Origin of the sequence: Massilia sp. LXY-6, assembly GCF_051233485.1 — a bacterium.
In the GTDB taxonomy this organism is placed as follows: Bacteria; Pseudomonadota; Gammaproteobacteria; order Burkholderiales; family Burkholderiaceae_D; genus Telluria.
In genome coordinates, this window is the sequence record NZ_JBKFGF010000034.1 from 1 (window position 1) to 15493 (window position 15493).

Sequence of the window (15493 nt, forward strand, 5' to 3'; positions counted from 1 at the left end):
ATGCCCTTCGGCGCGGCCGCCAGCTCGAATGGCGGCTGCGCCAGCGAGCGCCCGTTCAGCGCCCGCGTCACTCCCAGCGCCTGGCACAGCTTGCCCGGCCCGGAGCACAGCAGCCAATGGTCGGTGGTAGCGCGCCGCTCCTGCATCAGCTCCAGCCCGGCAACCGGTTCCAGCGCGCGGATCAGCACCCCGGCGCCGTGCCCCTCTTCCCGGCAGACGAAGTTCAGGCACCAGTGGATGCCGTAGGAACGGTAGACGTAGGCATGGGCGGGCGGGCCGAACATCGCGAAGTTGCGCTCGGTCGGACCGGAATAGCTGTGCGAGGCCGGATCCTCGCCGTCGTAGGCTTCGGTCTCGACGATGCGGCCGCCGACGCCGTCGACCAGCACGGTCACGCCGATCAGCTGGCGCGCCACCAGGTGGGATGGGGCGGAAAAATCGATACCGGCAAGGATAGTGGAAGACATGTGGCAATCTTATAACGGCTGGGTTTGGCAAGTCGCACGGCGGATTTGCTACACACAGTGAATACTTTAGTGCAACTTTGACAGCCCTGGTTTATAGTGATGAGCTTTGCACATAGTTCCGTGCAGCATCGTTTCTCCCTTCCCAGCCATGAGTACTGCATCCGCCCTGGCGCGTCCGAGCGCCGCCGAGGATCCTGTCGACGCCCTGATCAAGTCGATCCGCATCCCGCCGCGTCCGAGCCTGCTGGCGGACCTGCAGCGCGAACTCAGCTCATCGGACCCGAGTCCGGAGACGATCGGCCGCATCGTCGCCAGCGACGTCGGCATGTCGGGCGCCCTGTTGAAATTGGCCAACTCGGCCATCTATGGCGGACGGCGCAAGGCCAAGTCGGTCGAACAGGCGATCCTGTTCCTCGGCATTAACCAGGTCGCGGCACTGATGACGGGCCTGCTGGCGCGCCAGGCAATTCCCGCCAACAGCGCGGCCCTGGCCAGCTTCTGGGATGTCTCGACCCGCCGCGCGCAGGCGATGGTGTTCCTGTCGCGCCGTCTGCGCATTGGCGAGGCGGACATTGCCCATACCTTCGGCCTGTTCTGCGATACCGGCCTGCCGCTGCTGATGGACCGCTTCGCGGACTACGACGCCACCTTCGCCGCCGCCTCGCTGGAACACATGCGCCCTTTCACCGCGCTGGAAGAAGAACGCCATTCCACGTCGCACGCCGCGATCGGCTGCCTGCTGGCGCGCAACTGGGGCCTGTCCGGCGACGTCGCCTGGGCCATCCTGCACCACCACGACTACGCCGTGCTGGACGACGCGAACACGGCGGGCGCCGTACGCTCGCTGGTGGCGCTGTCCCTGCTGGCCGAAAGCGCGATCTGCAAGTACCAGGGCCTTGCCGAATCGCTCGAGTGGAACAAGGGCGGCGCGCGCGCCTGCGCCTATCTCGGCCTGTCGAAAGACGAAACCGCCGAGCTACTCGACGAACTGCACGAAGCCTTCCACGACGACCGGTAAATCCTCCGCGAGAGCGTCTTTACATCCCCTCCGGACCGGCAGATACTTGAAGCAAAAGTTCGCCGGTAACGGAGGAGATCATGAGATACCTCGTTGCGATCCTGCTGGTGCTGCTCAGCGCTTGCGCCAGCGCGCCACCGCCGACCGCCGCTCCACCGGCCGAGCTGTTCGCCGATGCCTCGTTCGCGCGGCCATCCAGGCCGGTGGACGCCGCCGACCTGTTCACCCTCAGCCCCGAGATGCGCGACTACCTGCACAGCGCCGCGTTTGGCAACTTGACGCACTCGCTGGGCAAGCAGCACGGCCTGCTCGACGCGCTCTACACCAAGGGCAATCTCAAGCTCGCCTACGACTCCTCCTATACCCGCACCGCGGCCGAGACCTTCCGCGACCGTGCCGGCAACTGCATGTCGCTGGTGATCATGACGGCAGCGTTCGCCAAGGAACTCAACATGGAGGTGCGCTACCAGAGCGTCGACATGGAGAGCTGGAGCCGCAGCGGCAATTTCTACCTGCTGAGCGGCCATGTCAACATCGTCCTGGGTTCGCGCACGACCATGAACGACGTCCTGCCCGAGCAGGCGCTGGTGGTCGACTTCCTGCCCGTGCCCCAGGCGGACACCCTGGGCACGCATTTGCTCAGCGAAGACCAGATCGTTTCCATGTTCCAGAACAACCGCGCGGCCGAAGCCCTGGTGGACGGCCGGCTCGACGATGCCTACTGGTGGGCGCGCGCGGCGGTGACGCGCAATCCGGCATCGGCGATGCCGCTGAATACCCTGGCCGTCATCTACGAACGGCATGGCGACAAGCCGATGGCGGAACGGGTCTACCGCGCGGCGCTGGCGCGCGAGCCGGAAAACCTGGTCACGCTGCGCAATCTCGAACCGGTGCTGGCGGCGCTCGGCAAGACCGGCGAAGCGCAGGCCATCGCCAAACGACTGGCCAGCCTGGAGCCGGTGCCGCCCTTCCAGTACTTCCACCAGGGGGTGAGCGCCTATGAGAAGCGCGACTACGCCAAGGCGCGCGACCTGTTCCGGAGAGAAATCAGACGGGCACCCTACAATGACGAATTCCATTTCTGGCTGGCGGCCACCTACCTGCAGCTGGGCGACCTCGCCGGCGCGCGCGAGGAGCTGGCGCTGGCGGTGGAAAACAGCACCCAGAGCGAGATCCGCAACCGTTATTCGGCCAAGCTGGCACACCTGCGCCAGCTTGGCATGCGCTGAAGGACGATGTGACTATCAGTGACGGCGCGGACGCGGCGCCGGCGCCGGCATGCCGTGCTTTTCCAGGTGGCGGAATACGATCCGTCCCTTGCTCAGGTCGTACGGCGACAATTCCAGCTTGACGCGGTCGCCGGCGATAATGCGGATATGGTTCTTCTTCATCTTGCCGGAGGTGTAAGCCACCAGCTTGTGACCATTCTCGAGGTCCACGCGAAAGCGCATTTCCGGCAGCACTTCAGTGACCTTGCCATTCATTTCAATCAGCTCTTCTTTCATCTCGTGTCCTTTACGTTTGGTTCAGGCTCCCGGGTCCGGCAACGGCAACGACCAAATCCAGGCAATGCTGGCGCAGTGCCTGGAGCGGTTGACAGGGTCGAAGTCGGGGAAAAGCGGCTCCGGCTGCAGTGTCGAGCCGTGTGGAGACTGGGGGATGAAACCGATATGGGGACGTCGTGCCGAAAAAAAAGGGCTGGCGCCCTTTTGCATGCCGGTCGTGCTGTCAGCGGCGGCCGCGGAAACTCGATCGGGCGGGCGGTGCGCCGCGCTTCTCGATATGGCGGAAGGTGATGCGACCCTTGCTGAGGTCATACGGCGACAGCTCCAGGCTGACCTGGTCGCCCGCCAGGATGCGGATGTGGTTTTTCTTCATCTTGCCCGCGGTGTAGGCGATCAGCTTGTGGCCATTCTCGCAATCCACACGAAAACGCGAGTCGGGCAGGACCTCGGAGACAACGCCATTCATTTCGATCAGTTCTTCTTTTGCCATCTGCATACTCCAGTTCGGTAGGATGGTGAAAAAAAAGCCCGCTCACTGCGGGCTTCGTTTCAATGTGACGCCAATGCCTTAATCGCCGCTCCAGCCCCTGCTATCTGCAAAGTGCGGAGCCCGGACGCCCAAGCTATCTGCCAGGTGCACCCATCGTGTAAACCGACCAACGTATGTGGAATGACATCCCCGTCCGACATACTCGCGCGCAGCATTACACATGTTGCGCCGCGTGTCTTTCGCGGAGAACGGCAGGACCATCAGACCTGACCGATAACGCAGTGTAGCACGGTTCCTTTTGCACCGCACAAATACCTCAGAAAAGCTGCCCGGTGCTGCCGTCGACGGCATCCTTGTCCGTCAGGCGGCGCCACACGGCCAGCTTCTGCTCGAAACTCAGCGCCATGTGGGCCGGCGAGGACGAGGGCAGCACCACGGCGCGATAGCCGGCTTGCGCGAACTGCGGCGCAAATTTTCCCGACGCCTGGCCATTGAAACCGACCGTTTCCAGTGCCGGACAAAGATGCCGCAGGCGGTCGAAATCGTTGGCGGCCGGCTTGCGGATCGCGGAATCGAGGCTGCCTTCGCGCTCGCAGGCGGCCAGCACGTCCCACAAGCCGAAGCGGTGCGCCAGCAGGCGCGGCAGGCGCTCGATGTAAGGGAGTGCGTACAGGTCTTCGCCGACCAGCGCACCGACCAGGCGCCAGAACTGGTTGCGCGGATGCGCGTAGTACTGCTGGGCGGCGAGCGAGGCGGCGCCGGGGAAGCTGCCCAGGATCAGGATGCGCGTGTCCGGGGCGATGACGGGCGCGAGGCCGGTGAGCAGCGAGGTGGATTCCAGGTCGGAGGTGGGCATGCCTGAATTGTAGCGACTTGGATGAGGACGCGTCGCCAGGACCCGTCGTTGCCGCCAAGGCGGCCGGCAAGGTCGGGAACGACGGTTTCGAAGCCGACAAAAAACGGCGGCACGCTCGCACGCACCGCCGCAAAGGGCTCCATCGGAACTACCCGCTCACCGCATCATTTGCCGGCCAGCGCCACGCTGAGCACGGGACCGGCAGCCGAAGCCGGCGAAGCATCCCAGCCGCCGCCCAGCGCCCGGATCAGCGCCACTGTGGTGACCGCGCGGTCGCCGCGCAGCTGGACCGCGCTGCGCTCCACCGACGCCAGGTTGCGCTGGGCGTCCAGCAGTTCCAGGTAGCTGGAGCGGCCGGCCTCGTACAGCTTCTGCGCCAGGTCGGCCGAGCGCCGCGCGGACCTCAATGCCTGCTCGACCTCGGCCCCCTGCCCCGCCAGCACGCGCAGGCCGGCCAGCTGGTCCTCGACCTCGGCGAAGGCCACCAGCACGCTCTGGCGGTAGCTGCCCACCGCTTCCTCCAGCGCGGCCTCGCTGCGCGCGACGTCGTTGCGGTTGCGGCCGCCGTCGATCAGCGGCATCGACAGCGCCGCGCCCAGCAGCCAGGAACGGCTGCTCCACTTGAACACATCGGCAAAGGTGCCGGCCACGCCGCCGCCATTGGCGCCGATACTCAGCGCCGGGAACATCGCGCTTCTGGCCACGCCGATCCGGGCATTCGCCGCTTCCATGGCGCGCTGGGCGCTGGCGATGTCGGGCCGGCGCTCCAGCAGGCTTGAAGGCAGGCCGGCCGGGATCAGCGGCAGATCGGCATTGGCGTCGAGCGGCTCGCTGGCCGTGCCGAAGTTCGAGGCCGGCTGGCCCAGCAGCACCGCCAGCGCGTGTTCCGCGGTGGCGCGCTGGCGCTGCAGGCCGATCGCCTCGGCGCGCGCGGTCGACAGTTCCGTCTTCGCCCGCGACAGGTCGAATTCGCCGATATCGCCCAGCTCGAAGCGGCGCCCGGTCACGCGCACGCTCTCCTCGCGCAGGCGCACGGTCTGGTTCACGGTCGCCAGTTCGGCGTCCAGCGCGCGCAGCCTGAAATAGGTCTGCGCGACGTCGGCCTGCAGCGACAGCAGCACCGAGCGCCAGGTCGCCTCGCTTGCCGCGGCATCGCCGCGCGCCGCCGCCACGCTGCCCGATACGCGGCCGAACAGGTCGAGCTCGTAGCTGGCGCTGAGGTTCGCCTTGTAGCTGGTCACCGGAGACATGCGGGTCCCTGACGCCAGGCCGGCTTCCAGCGGCGACTGCTGCCCACGCTGCGCGCCGACGCCCACGCCGATCTGCGGGATGCGGTCGGCTTCGGCGATGCCGGCGATGGCCCGCGCCTGCTTCACGCGCGCCGCCGCCACCGACAGGTTCTGGTTGCTGGCCGTGGCCTGGGCGATCAGGCTGTCGAGGCGGGCGTCATTGAAGGCCTTCCACCATTCGCCGCGCGGCTGGCTTTCTGCCGGTTGCGCGGTCTTCCAGGTCGTGCCGTCGGCGGCGCTGCGCACCACTTCAGGCGATGCGGCCGGCGTGGCCACTTGCGATTCCTTGAACGCCGCCGGGGTCGACACGGCAGGCTGTTGGAAGGCCGGCGCCGCGCAGGCGCTCAGCAGCAAAGCCGCGAGCACGGTGGCGAAGCGCGGTGCGAACTTCGCGACGGTCTTCACTACCGGCTGCGCTACCGAGCGGCGCGATGGCTTCGCCAGCGCTTCATCGAGAGCCCGATCCCAGGCCTGTTCGGCCTGCGGCGTCGGGGAAACCGGATTGATGGTCATGACACTCATTTCATTGCTCCTTCGAGTTCGGGGCCATGCGGCGGCACTGGCGCGGCGTGATGCGCCGGCTTGCCGAAGCGCACCGCTAGGGACCGCAGCAGGACGTAGAACACCGGCGTCAGGAACAGGCCAAAGAAGGTCACGCCCAGCATGCCGGCAAACACCGCCACGCCCATTGCGTGGCGCATCTCGGCGCCGGCGCCGTGCGAGAACACCAGCGGGACCACGCCCATGATGAAAGCGATCGAGGTCATCAGGATCGGACGCAGGCGCAGGCGGCAGGCTTCCAGCGCGGCGGCGACGATGCTGCGGCCGTGGTGTTCCAGCTCGACCGCGAATTCCACGATCAGGATCGCGTTCTTCGACGCCAGGCCGACCAGCACGAACAGCGCGATCTGCGTGAACACGTTGTTGTCGCCCCCGGTCAGCTTCACGCCGATCAGCGCGCACAGGATCGACATCGGCACGATCAGGATCACGGCCAGGGGCAGCGTCCAGCTTTCGTACTGGGCGGCCAGCACCAGGAACACCAGCAGCACGCATAGCGGGAACACATAGATCATGGTGTTACCGGCCAGGATGTCCTGGTAAGTCAGGTCGGTCCATTCGTAGGCGATCCCCTTCGGCAGCACTTCGCGGGCAATCTCTTCCATCGCGGCCTGGGCCTGGCCCGAAGACACACCCGGGGCCGGGCCGCCGTTCATCTCGGCGGCGACGTAGTTGTTGTAGCGCTGGACGCGGTCCGGGCCGTAGGCGTCCTTGATCTTCATGATCGAGGACAGCGGGATCATCTCGCCGGTGCCGGAGCGGACCTTCAGCTGGGCGATCTGCTCGCGCTGCGAGCGGAACGGCGCATCGGCCTGCACGCGCACCTGGTAGGTACGGCCGAACTGGTTGAAGTCGTTCACGTACAGCGAACCGAGGTTGATCTGCAAGGTCTGGTTGATCTCGGCCAGCGACACGCCCAGCTGTTTTGCCTTTACCCGATCAACGTCGGCGAACAGCTGCGGCACGTTGATCTGGTAGCCCGAGAACACGCCCGCCAGGCGCTTGTCGCTTGCGGCCTTGGCCATGAAGGCCTGCACCGCCTTGTTCAGCTCATCGTAGCCGAGGTTGCCGCGGTCTTCGATCATCATCTTGAAGCCGCCCGTGGTACCCAGGCCGTTCACCGGCGGCGGCGGCAGCACCATCACGAAGGCGTCCTCGATGGCGCCCATGCGCTTGTTGATCTCGCCGGCGATGGCTTCCGCGCTCTGCGCCTTGCCCTTGCGCTCATCAAAAGGCTTCAGGGTGGTGAACACGATGCCGGCGTTCGGCGCATTGGTGAAGCCGTTAATGGAGAGTCCCGGGAAGGCGACCGAGGATTCCACGCCCGGGATCTGTTTGGCGACGTCGGACATCTTGCGGATCACGGCGTCGGTGCGGTCGAGCGAGGCGGCATCCGGCAGCTGCGCGAAGCCGATCAGGTAAGCCTTGTCCTGCGAAGGCACGAAGCCCGGCGGCACGGCCTTGAACATGAAGATACCGGCGATGGCGAGCAGCACGTACACGCCCACGGACGCGCTCTTGCGCTTCAGGACGCCCTTCACGCCCCCTTCATAGGCGTGCGAAGAACGGTGGAAGAAGCGGTTGAAACCTGCAAAGAAGCGGCCGAACACCGCGTCCATGCCGCGGGTCAGCGCATCCTTCTTGGCGCCATGCGGCTGCAGCAGCACCGCGGACAGGGCCGGTGCCAGGGTGAGCGAGCTGAATGCCGAGATCACGGTCGAAATCGCGATGGTCAGGGCGAACTGGCGGTAGAACTGGCCGGTCAGGCCGGAGACGAAGGCGATCGGCACGAACACGGCGCACAGCACCAGCGCGATCGCGATGATCGGCCCGGACACCTCCTTCATCGCCTGCACGGTCGCGTCATGCGGATTCAGCCCGTTCTCGATATTCCGTTCGACGTTCTCCACCACCACGATGGCATCGTCGACGACGATACCGATGGCCAGCACGAGGCCGAACAGCGACAGCGTGTTGATCGAGAAGCCGAAGGCCAGCATCACGGCGAAGGTGCCGACCACCGATACCGGCACCGCCAGCAGCGGGATGACGGAAGCGCGCCAGGTCTGCAGGAACACGATCACGACCAGCGCCACCAGCACCACCGCTTCGATCAGGGTGTGGACGACGGAGTCGATCGACTCGCGCACGAACTGGGTCGGGTCGTACACGATGCTGTAGCTCATCCCCTGCGGGAAGTCCTTCGACAGCTCTTCCATCTTGGCGCGGACGTCGGTCGACAGCTGCAGCGCGTTGGCGGTCGGGGACTGGAAGATCGGGATCGCCACCGCCGACTTGTTGTCGAGCAGCGAGCGCAGGGCGTAGGAATTCGAGCCCAGTTCGAGGCGCGCCACATCTTTCAATAAGGTGGTCGCGCCATCCTGGCTGGTCTTGACGACGATGTTGCCGAACTCCTCTTCCGACTGCAGGCGGCCCTGGGTATTGACCGTCAACTGGAACTCGGCGCCCTTGGTCGGGCCCTGGCCGACGACGCCGGCGGCGACCTGCACGTTCTGCTCGCGGATCGCATTCACGACGTCGCCGGCGGTCAGGTTGCGGGCCGCGACCTTCTGCGGGTCGAGCCAGACACGCATCGCGTAGTCGCCCGAACCGAACAGCTGGACGTCGCCCATGCCCTTGATGCGCGCCAGCTGGTCCTTGACGTTCAGGGTCGCGTAGTTGCGCAGGTACAGGTCGTCATAGCGGCCGTCCGGCGAGTTCAGGTGGACCACCATCGTGATGTTGGGCGAGCTCTTGACCGTGGTGACGCCGATCTGGCGCACCTCTTCCGGCAGGCGCGGCAGCGCGCGCTGGACGCGGTTCTGCACGGCCGTTTCGGCCTGCTCGACGTTGGTGCCGATCTTGAAGGTCACGGTCAGCTGCAGCGCGCCGTCCGAGGTGTTCTGCGAGCTCATGTAGAGCATGTCCTCGACGCCGTTGATCTCCTGTTCGATCGGGGTGGCGACGGTTTCCGCGATCACCTTCGGATTCGCGCCGGGGTACTGGGCTCGCACCACCACGGAGGGCGGCACCACTTCCGGATACTCGGAGATCGGCAGCTGAAAGATCGAGATGAGGCCGGCCACGAAGACGATGACCGACAATACCGCCGCGAAGATCGGCTTGTCGACGAAAAAGCGTGAGATGTTCATTATGTCGATTCCTTATTTTGCATCTGCCATGGCCAGCTGCGCGGACTTGTCCTTCGCAACGCCGGCGCCGTTACCAGTGCCATTGCTGGCGACCATCGGCACGGTCTGCGCCGTGATCGGCGAACCCGGACGCACGCGCTGCAGGCCGTTGACGACGATCTTCTCGCCCGGCTTCAGGCCGGCCTTCACCACGCGCAGGCCGTCGACCACCGGCCCCAGTTTGACTGCGCGGTACTCGGCCTTGCCGTCCTGGCCGACCACGAACACGAACTTGTGGCTCTGGTCGGTGCCGACGGCGCGGTCGCTGATCAGGAGCGCCGGCCTGGGGTCTCCGCCGCCGATCTGCACGCGGGCGAACAGGCCGGGCGCCATGAGGTCGTCCTTGTTGGCGAAGGTGGCGCGCATGCGCACGCTGCCGGCACGGGTGTCGAGCTGGTTGTCGACGAATTCCAGCTTGCCCTCGTGCGGGAAACCTTCCTCGTTGGCCAGGCCGACGCGCACGATCACTGGCACCTGAGCCGCCTGGCCGGCATGGACTTGCGAGCGCACCCGCAGGTAGGTGTCCTCGTCGCCGTCGAAGCTGGCGTAGATGCGGTCCACCGAGACCACCGAGGTCAGCACGCTGGAGGCATCCACCAGGTTACCCAGGGTGATCTCGGCCTTGGAGACGCGGCCGTCGATCGGCGAGACGACGCGGGTATAGGCCACGTTCAGCTTTGCGGCTTCGTACTGGGCCTGGGCGGCGTGCGCATTCGCGTCGAGTTCCTTCTGCGCGGAGGCACTGGCGTCGTATTCGCGCTGGGCGATCGCCTTGTCGCCCAGCAGGCGCTCGGCGCGGGCCAGCTCCAGCTTCGCCAGCTCGGCCTTGGCGCGGGCCGATTTGGCGGCCGCTTCGGCACGCTCGGCTTCGGCCTGGAAAGGACGCGGGTCGATCACGAACAGCACCTCACCTTTCTTGACCGTGGCGCCGGGCTTGAAGTTGACCGCGGTGATGAAGCCGGACACGCGCGGGCGGATCTCGACGTGTTCGACGGCTTCCAGGCGGCCCGAGAATTCCTGGGTCTCGGCGACCGGCTTCTCGAGCACGACGGCGGCGGACACCGGCGGACCGGCTTGCACCTGGGCTTGCGCTTCGGCGGCCTTGCCGGTGGCGTCCGAGCAGCCGGCGATCAGGACAGCGACGCCGGCGGCGCCGAGTGCCAAGACGACGGGTCGTACGGCGGAACGTAATTGATGAATAGCTTTCATGAGTGAGCCCTCCGATCTTAATGACTTATTAATAATTAGGCGAAAGCGGTCCCTTCCGGTCTTGCATGCGGGATGCAGACAGAAACGCAGGAAAAGACAGGTCTCCCGTGCCCGAAACGGGGCACGTTGTTTGGTTTTATGAGGTGCTGCTAAACGGATCCGGGCGGATCAGCTGCCGGGCGGGGCGTTGTCGGATTCGAGCCCGGCGATGAAGTTGGCGATTTCGTGTAAAGCGTGCCCGGTACAGGCGCATTCGTTGCGGGCGTTCGGCTCCTCGATGCGGGCTGGCGCCATGCGCCGCACCGTGGTCCGCACGCCCGCGTTGATCAGTTTCGCGCCGTAGGCTTCGGCCTCGTCGCGCAGCGGGTCGTCGTCGGCCGACAAAATCAATGCCGGCGCCAGGTTCTTCAGGCGGCTCGACTGCAGCGGTGCGGCATAGGGGTGGCTGCGGTCGGCGGCGTGCGGCAGGTAGCCGCGGTAGGCCGCCGCGCACTCGTCGAACACCCTGGCCTTGTCGGGGCAGGTCGGCATCTCGCGCATCGAGCAGGTCGACAGGCCCGGATCGAGCATCGGCATGATCAGGATCTGGCCCGCCAGCGCCGGGCCGCCGCGGTCGCGCGACATCATCGCCGCCACCGCCGCCAGGTTGCCGCCGGCCTCGATGCCGGCCACGATCAGGCGTTTGCCGGTCCAGCCCAGCCTGGCCTTGTTCTTCTTGGCCCAGCTCACCACCGCATGGGCATCCTCGGCGGCGGCCGGGAACGGTTTCACGGGCGCCAGGGTATAGGTCGACGACAGCACCACCGGATAGCCGCTCGCGTCTGCGAGACGGCGCAGGAAGCCGTCGGACTCGTCGAGGTCGCCGTCGTCGAAGCCGCCGCCGTGGAAGAACACGATCAGGATGTCGCGCTTGCCGTCCACCGCCGCACGGTACAGGCGGGCCGCCAGCGGGCCTTCGAAACCGGCGACATCGAGTTCCTTCACCACCAGCTCGTGCCGGTCTTCCGGCTGCCGGTTGCGCTCGTTGTTCAACACAGCCGCATTCATGACAGCCCCCCCTTGGTAGCGACCACGTGGAACAGCGCCTGGTAACCGGCAGCCTCGGCGCCGGCCGCATGGGCGTAGGCGCCCGTGCCGACCAGGCCCGCCATGAGCGTCACGCTCAGCGTGAACGCCAGGCTTGCAACAATTCCATCGCGATGTTTCATGACCTGCTCCCGTATCCTGGATGGCACTTTTATCAGTGCCCGTGCCGATACTATAGACATGAACTAGAATCTGATAAATACCGCAATCGCGAATCCATTATTCAGTTTCCTGAACAATCCAATGAATAACAAGCTACAGGCGATGGAAGTGTTCGTGCAGGTCGTCGACGCCGGCAGCTTCACGCGCGCGGCCGAGACCCTGCAGCTTCCGAAGGCCACGGTCTCGACCCTGGTGCAGTCGCTGGAGACCTCGCTGTCGACCAAGCTGCTGCACCGGACCACGCGCCAGGTCACCGTCACCACCGACGGCGCCGCCTACTACGAACGCTGCGTGCGCATCCTGTCCGACGTGCGCGACGCCGAGGAATCGCTGTCGCGCACCCGTCTGTCGCCGAGCGGACGCCTGCGCGTGGACATGCCGACCGGCCTGGCCAGCGAAGTGCTGATCCCGGCCCTGCCCGGCTTCTTCGAGCGCTATCCGGACATCATGATGGAACTGGGCAGCACCGACCGCCCGGTCGACCTGGTCGAGGAAGGCGTCGATTGCGCGATCCGCGGCGGCGAGCTGTTCGATACCAGCCTGATCGCGCGCCGGGTCGGCGTCATCAACTTCGTGACCGCCGCCTCCCCTGGCTACCTCGAACGCTATGGCACGCCGCAGCACCCGCGCGACCTCGAACGCCACCGCTGCGTGAACTATTTCTCGGCCAAGACCGGCAAGGTGTACGACTGGGATTTCCGGCGCGGCGACGAGCGCATCGACATCGCGATGCGCGGCGTGATCGCGCTGAACGATTCGAACGCCTATGTACGCGCGGGCCTGGCCGGCCTGGGCGTGATCCAGATGACCGACTACCTGCTGCAGGAGCACGTGGCGGCCGGGCGCATGGTGCAGCTGCTGCCCGACTGGATCAGCGAGCCGGTGCCGGTGCACGTGGTGTATCCGCAGAACCGCCACCTGTCGGCCAAGGTGCGCGTATTCGTCGAATGGGTGTCGGACCTGTTCGCCAAGCATCCCCACATGCACGTGCGCGCGCTGGCGCCCGCGAGGGCCGGCGCGGCGCTTGCGGCACCGCCATTAATAGAGGCCACCGCCTAGAATGGCGCTGTAGAATCGGCGCAAGAACACTCGAACAACGCGCCCCCAAGGAGACAGCGATGCAGCCGCGCACCATCGATACCCTGCTGGAACAGTACGGCGAAAGCCACCGCAACCCGACCAATGAGCTGATCCATTTCGTGTGCGTGCCGGTGATCGTGTTCACCCTGCTAGGCATCCTGTGGAGCATCCATCCGGCGCTCGCGGTGGCGGCCAGCCTGGCGGCGCTGGTATATTATTTCAAGCTGTCGCGTCCGTTCGCCTTCGGCATGCTGCTGATGAGCGCCCTGATGCTGGCGGTGCTGGCGTTGATGCCGCCGATGACGGTGCTGCCGCTGTCGATCGCGATCTTCGTAGTCGCCTGGATCGGCCAGTTCATCGGCCACAAGATCGAAGGAAAGAAGCCCTCCTTCCTCGACGACCTGCGCTTCCTGCTGATCGGACCCTTGTTCGTGCTGGGCTTCCTGTACCGCCGCCTGAACCTTGCCTATTGAGTCGCATGAGGAGCTCATCATGAAAGCTGTCGTCGCCATCGCCATTGCCGGAGCTAGCCTCCTGGCCGGCTGTGCCACCCCGCCCGAGTCGGGCAGCGTGTACAGCAGCTACCAGACCATGAACGAACAAGTGGTGCGCATGGGGACCGTGGAGTCCGTGCGCAACGTTACTATCGCCAGTCCGGAATCCGGGGTCGGCACCATGTCGGGCGCCGCGCTGGGCGGACTGGGCGGCTCCCAGGTCGGCGGCGGCAATGGCTCGATCGCCACCGGCATCATCGGCGCCGTGGCCGGCGGCCTGATCGGCCAGCAGGTCGAGCGCGGCGCCGGCAAGCGCGCCGGCTTCGAGATCACGGTCAAGCTCGACAGCGGCGAGCTGCGCGCCATCACCCAGCCGGCCGACGAAATGTTCCGCCCGGGCGAGCGGGTGCGCCTGCTGAGCAACGGCTACAACACCCGCGTTACGCACTGACCACAGATTCAGGTCTTGATGCCCCAATGAAATCCGGAAAGCACGTATACTTTCCGGATGCCTTCCTACGTCCTCTTCACCATCGCGTCCCTGATCTGGGGTTCCACTTTCTGGGCCATCACCCTGCAGCTGGGTGACATCCCGCCCGCCGTCTCGGTGGTCTACCGGTTCGCGCTGGCGTCCGGCGCGCTGTTCGCCTGGAGCCTGGCGCGCGGCAACAGTCTATGGCTGCCCTGGCGCACGCAGAAGTGGACCCTGCTGCAAGGCTTCCTCACTTTCGGCCTGTCGTATGTTTGCACCTACAATTCGGAGCAGTACGTGGTCTCGGCCCTGGTGGCCGTGCTGTTCGCCTTGATGGTGTTCTGGACGCCGCTGCTGTCCCGCTGCGTGTTCGGCACGCCGATCCCGCGCAAGACCTGGACCGCCGGGGTGGGCGCGATCGCCGGCGTCACCCTGCTGTTCTGGCATTCGATCCAGGGCGCCCTCCACGACATTAGCCAGGGTGGCCAAGGCCATTTCCTGCTCGGACTGGGACTCGGCATCGGTGCTTCGATCGCCAGCGCGGCCGGCAGCATCGTCGTATCGAAGGTGCGCGAACAATCCAGCGACCTGATCCTGACCACCGGCTGGTCGATGTTCTGGGGCACCTGCATGGTCGCGCTGTGGTGCCTGGCCACCGGCCAGCAATTCGTCCTGCCGCACACGACCAGCTACGTGCTCGGCCTGCTGCACCTGGCGATCTTCGGCTCGGTGGTGGCCTTCATCTGCTATTTCACGCTGATCAACCGCATCGGCTCGGCCAAGGCCGTCTACATCGGCGTGATCACGCCGGTGCTGTCGGTGCTCATGTCGATCAAGCTCGAACACTACCGTCCCGGCCCCATCGAATGGCTGGGCATGGCGGTCTGCCTGGGCAGCGTCGCCTGGGCCCTGCACACGCCGAAACGCAAGACCCCTTCCGTCAACCTGAACGATGCGCTCGACGCACCCCTCGAAACTCCATGATCGCTCATCAACAACCCACCTTACCATCTACTTTCGCCATCCGTCCCGCCACCCCGCTTGATGTCACCCACATCATGTCGATGATCGTCGAACTCGCCGTGTTCGAAAAGCTCGAGCACATGGTGGTGGCGACCGACGCCCTGCTGCACGAGGGCCTGTTCGGCGCGCATCCTTCCTGCGAAGCGATCGTCGGCGAGGCCGACGGCGAAGTGGTGTGCTTTGCCCTGTTCTTCCACAACTTCTCGACCTTCCTGACCAAGAAGGGCCTGTACCTGGAAGACCTGTACGTGCGCCAGGTCCACCGCGGCAAGGGCTACGGCAGCCGCATGCTCAAGCACCTGGCGCGCATTGCCGTCGAGCGCCAGTGCGGCCGCTTCGAGTGGTCGGTGCTGGACTGGAATATGCCAGCAATCAACTTCTACAAGTCGATGGGCGCGGAGATCCTGCCCGACTGGCGCATCTGCCGCGTGACCGGCGAGCCGCTGACGGCGCTGGCGCAGTCCTGACAAAGAGCGTTAGACGTACATGGACGCCCCCTGTTTGCCAAGCACTCAATTCGTGACAGCGTGAAGGTAAAGATTGCACCCGTACATTCGGACTTTGTATGCGACGATTTGCCGCGGTCCCTG

At 65.6% G+C, this 15493-nt stretch carries 16 protein-coding genes; 7 read left to right on the plus strand and 9 right to left on the minus strand.

Annotation, left to right across the window (positions count from 1 at the left end; translation table 11 throughout):
• Positions 1-467: DNA-3-methyladenine glycosylase (locus ACI48D_RS15935; protein WP_435572215.1), on the minus strand; the 467-nt coding region annotated here is incomplete at its 3' end.
• A 148-nt stretch (positions 468-615) separates the two neighbouring features.
• Between ACI48D_RS15935 and ACI48D_RS15940 the strand changes: the two genes are divergently transcribed.
• On the plus strand, positions 616-1485 hold the full coding sequence (locus tag ACI48D_RS15940) for an HDOD domain-containing protein (protein ID WP_435572216.1): 870 nt from the start codon (positions 616-618) through the stop codon (positions 1483-1485).
• A gap of 80 nt (positions 1486-1565) precedes the next feature.
• Entirely contained in the window at positions 1566-2714 is a 1149-nt protein-coding gene (locus ACI48D_RS15945) for a tetratricopeptide repeat protein (RefSeq protein ID WP_435572217.1), read from the plus strand.
• A gap of 15 nt (positions 2715-2729) precedes the next feature.
• Here the strand turns inward: ACI48D_RS15945 and infA (ACI48D_RS15950) are convergent, their stop codons facing one another.
• The 8 genes from infA (ACI48D_RS15950) to ACI48D_RS15985 form a co-directional block, all read right to left on the minus strand.
• Positions 2730-2990 carry a translation initiation factor IF-1 gene (gene infA, locus ACI48D_RS15950; RefSeq protein WP_435572218.1) on the minus strand — a complete coding sequence of 87 codons (261 nt, stop codon included), beginning with the start codon at positions 2988-2990 and terminating at the stop codon, positions 2730-2732.
• Between the two features lie 223 nt (positions 2991-3213).
• Positions 3214-3480: a translation initiation factor IF-1 gene (infA, locus tag ACI48D_RS15955; protein WP_435572219.1), complete on the minus strand. Its 267-nt coding sequence runs from the start codon at positions 3478-3480 to the stop codon at positions 3214-3216.
• A gap of 316 nt (positions 3481-3796) precedes the next feature.
• The gene (locus ACI48D_RS15960; protein ID WP_435572220.1) at positions 3797-4336 is read right to left on the minus strand and encodes a DNA-deoxyinosine glycosylase; all 540 of its coding nucleotides are present in this window, start codon (positions 4334-4336) and stop codon (positions 3797-3799) included.
• A 164-nt stretch (positions 4337-4500) separates the two neighbouring features.
• A complete protein-coding gene (locus ACI48D_RS15965) occupies positions 4501-6147 on the minus strand; it encodes an efflux transporter outer membrane subunit (protein WP_435572221.1) in 1647 nt (548 codons plus the stop codon).
• Complete coding sequence (locus ACI48D_RS15970) at positions 6144-9338, minus strand: efflux RND transporter permease subunit (protein ID WP_435572222.1); 3195 nt, start codon at positions 9336-9338, stop codon at positions 6144-6146. The genes ACI48D_RS15965 and ACI48D_RS15970 overlap by 4 nt, the downstream gene beginning before the upstream one ends.
• Positions 9339-9350: 12 nt before the next feature.
• On the minus strand, positions 9351-10586 hold the full coding sequence (locus ACI48D_RS15975; RefSeq protein WP_435572223.1) for an efflux RND transporter periplasmic adaptor subunit: 1236 nt from the start codon (positions 10584-10586) through the stop codon (positions 9351-9353).
• A gap of 168 nt (positions 10587-10754) precedes the next feature.
• Positions 10755-11633 (minus strand): alpha/beta hydrolase, encoded by an 879-nt coding sequence (locus tag ACI48D_RS15980; RefSeq protein ID WP_435572224.1) that lies wholly within the window; start codon positions 11631-11633, stop codon positions 10755-10757.
• Positions 11630-11794: a hypothetical protein gene (locus ACI48D_RS15985; protein ID WP_435572225.1), complete on the minus strand. Its 165-nt coding sequence runs from the start codon at positions 11792-11794 to the stop codon at positions 11630-11632. The genes ACI48D_RS15980 and ACI48D_RS15985 overlap by 4 nt, the downstream gene beginning before the upstream one ends.
• Positions 11795-11915: 121 nt before the next feature.
• On the opposite strand from ACI48D_RS15985, the gene ACI48D_RS15990 reads away from it, so the two are divergent.
• From ACI48D_RS15990 to ACI48D_RS16010, 5 genes are read left to right on the plus strand one after another with little or no spacing between them, the layout of a single operon-like run.
• Positions 11916-12893 carry a LysR family transcriptional regulator gene (locus ACI48D_RS15990; RefSeq protein WP_435572226.1) on the plus strand — a complete coding sequence of 326 codons (978 nt, stop codon included), beginning with the start codon at positions 11916-11918 and terminating at the stop codon, positions 12891-12893.
• 59 nt (positions 12894-12952) lie between these two features.
• Positions 12953-13387 carry a DUF962 domain-containing protein gene (locus ACI48D_RS15995; RefSeq protein WP_435572227.1) on the plus strand — a complete coding sequence of 145 codons (435 nt, stop codon included), beginning with the start codon at positions 12953-12955 and terminating at the stop codon, positions 13385-13387.
• A 19-nt stretch (positions 13388-13406) separates the two neighbouring features.
• Complete coding sequence (locus tag ACI48D_RS16000; RefSeq protein WP_435572228.1) at positions 13407-13859, plus strand: glycine zipper 2TM domain-containing protein; 453 nt, start codon at positions 13407-13409, stop codon at positions 13857-13859.
• A gap of 57 nt (positions 13860-13916) precedes the next feature.
• Positions 13917-14864 (plus strand): DMT family transporter, encoded by a 948-nt coding sequence (locus ACI48D_RS16005; protein ID WP_435572229.1) that lies wholly within the window; start codon positions 13917-13919, stop codon positions 14862-14864.
• Entirely contained in the window at positions 14861-15370 is a 510-nt protein-coding gene (locus tag ACI48D_RS16010; protein ID WP_435572230.1) for an N-acetyltransferase family protein, read from the plus strand. The genes ACI48D_RS16005 and ACI48D_RS16010 overlap by 4 nt, the downstream gene beginning before the upstream one ends.
• The last annotated feature ends 123 nt before the right edge of the window (positions 15371-15493 follow it).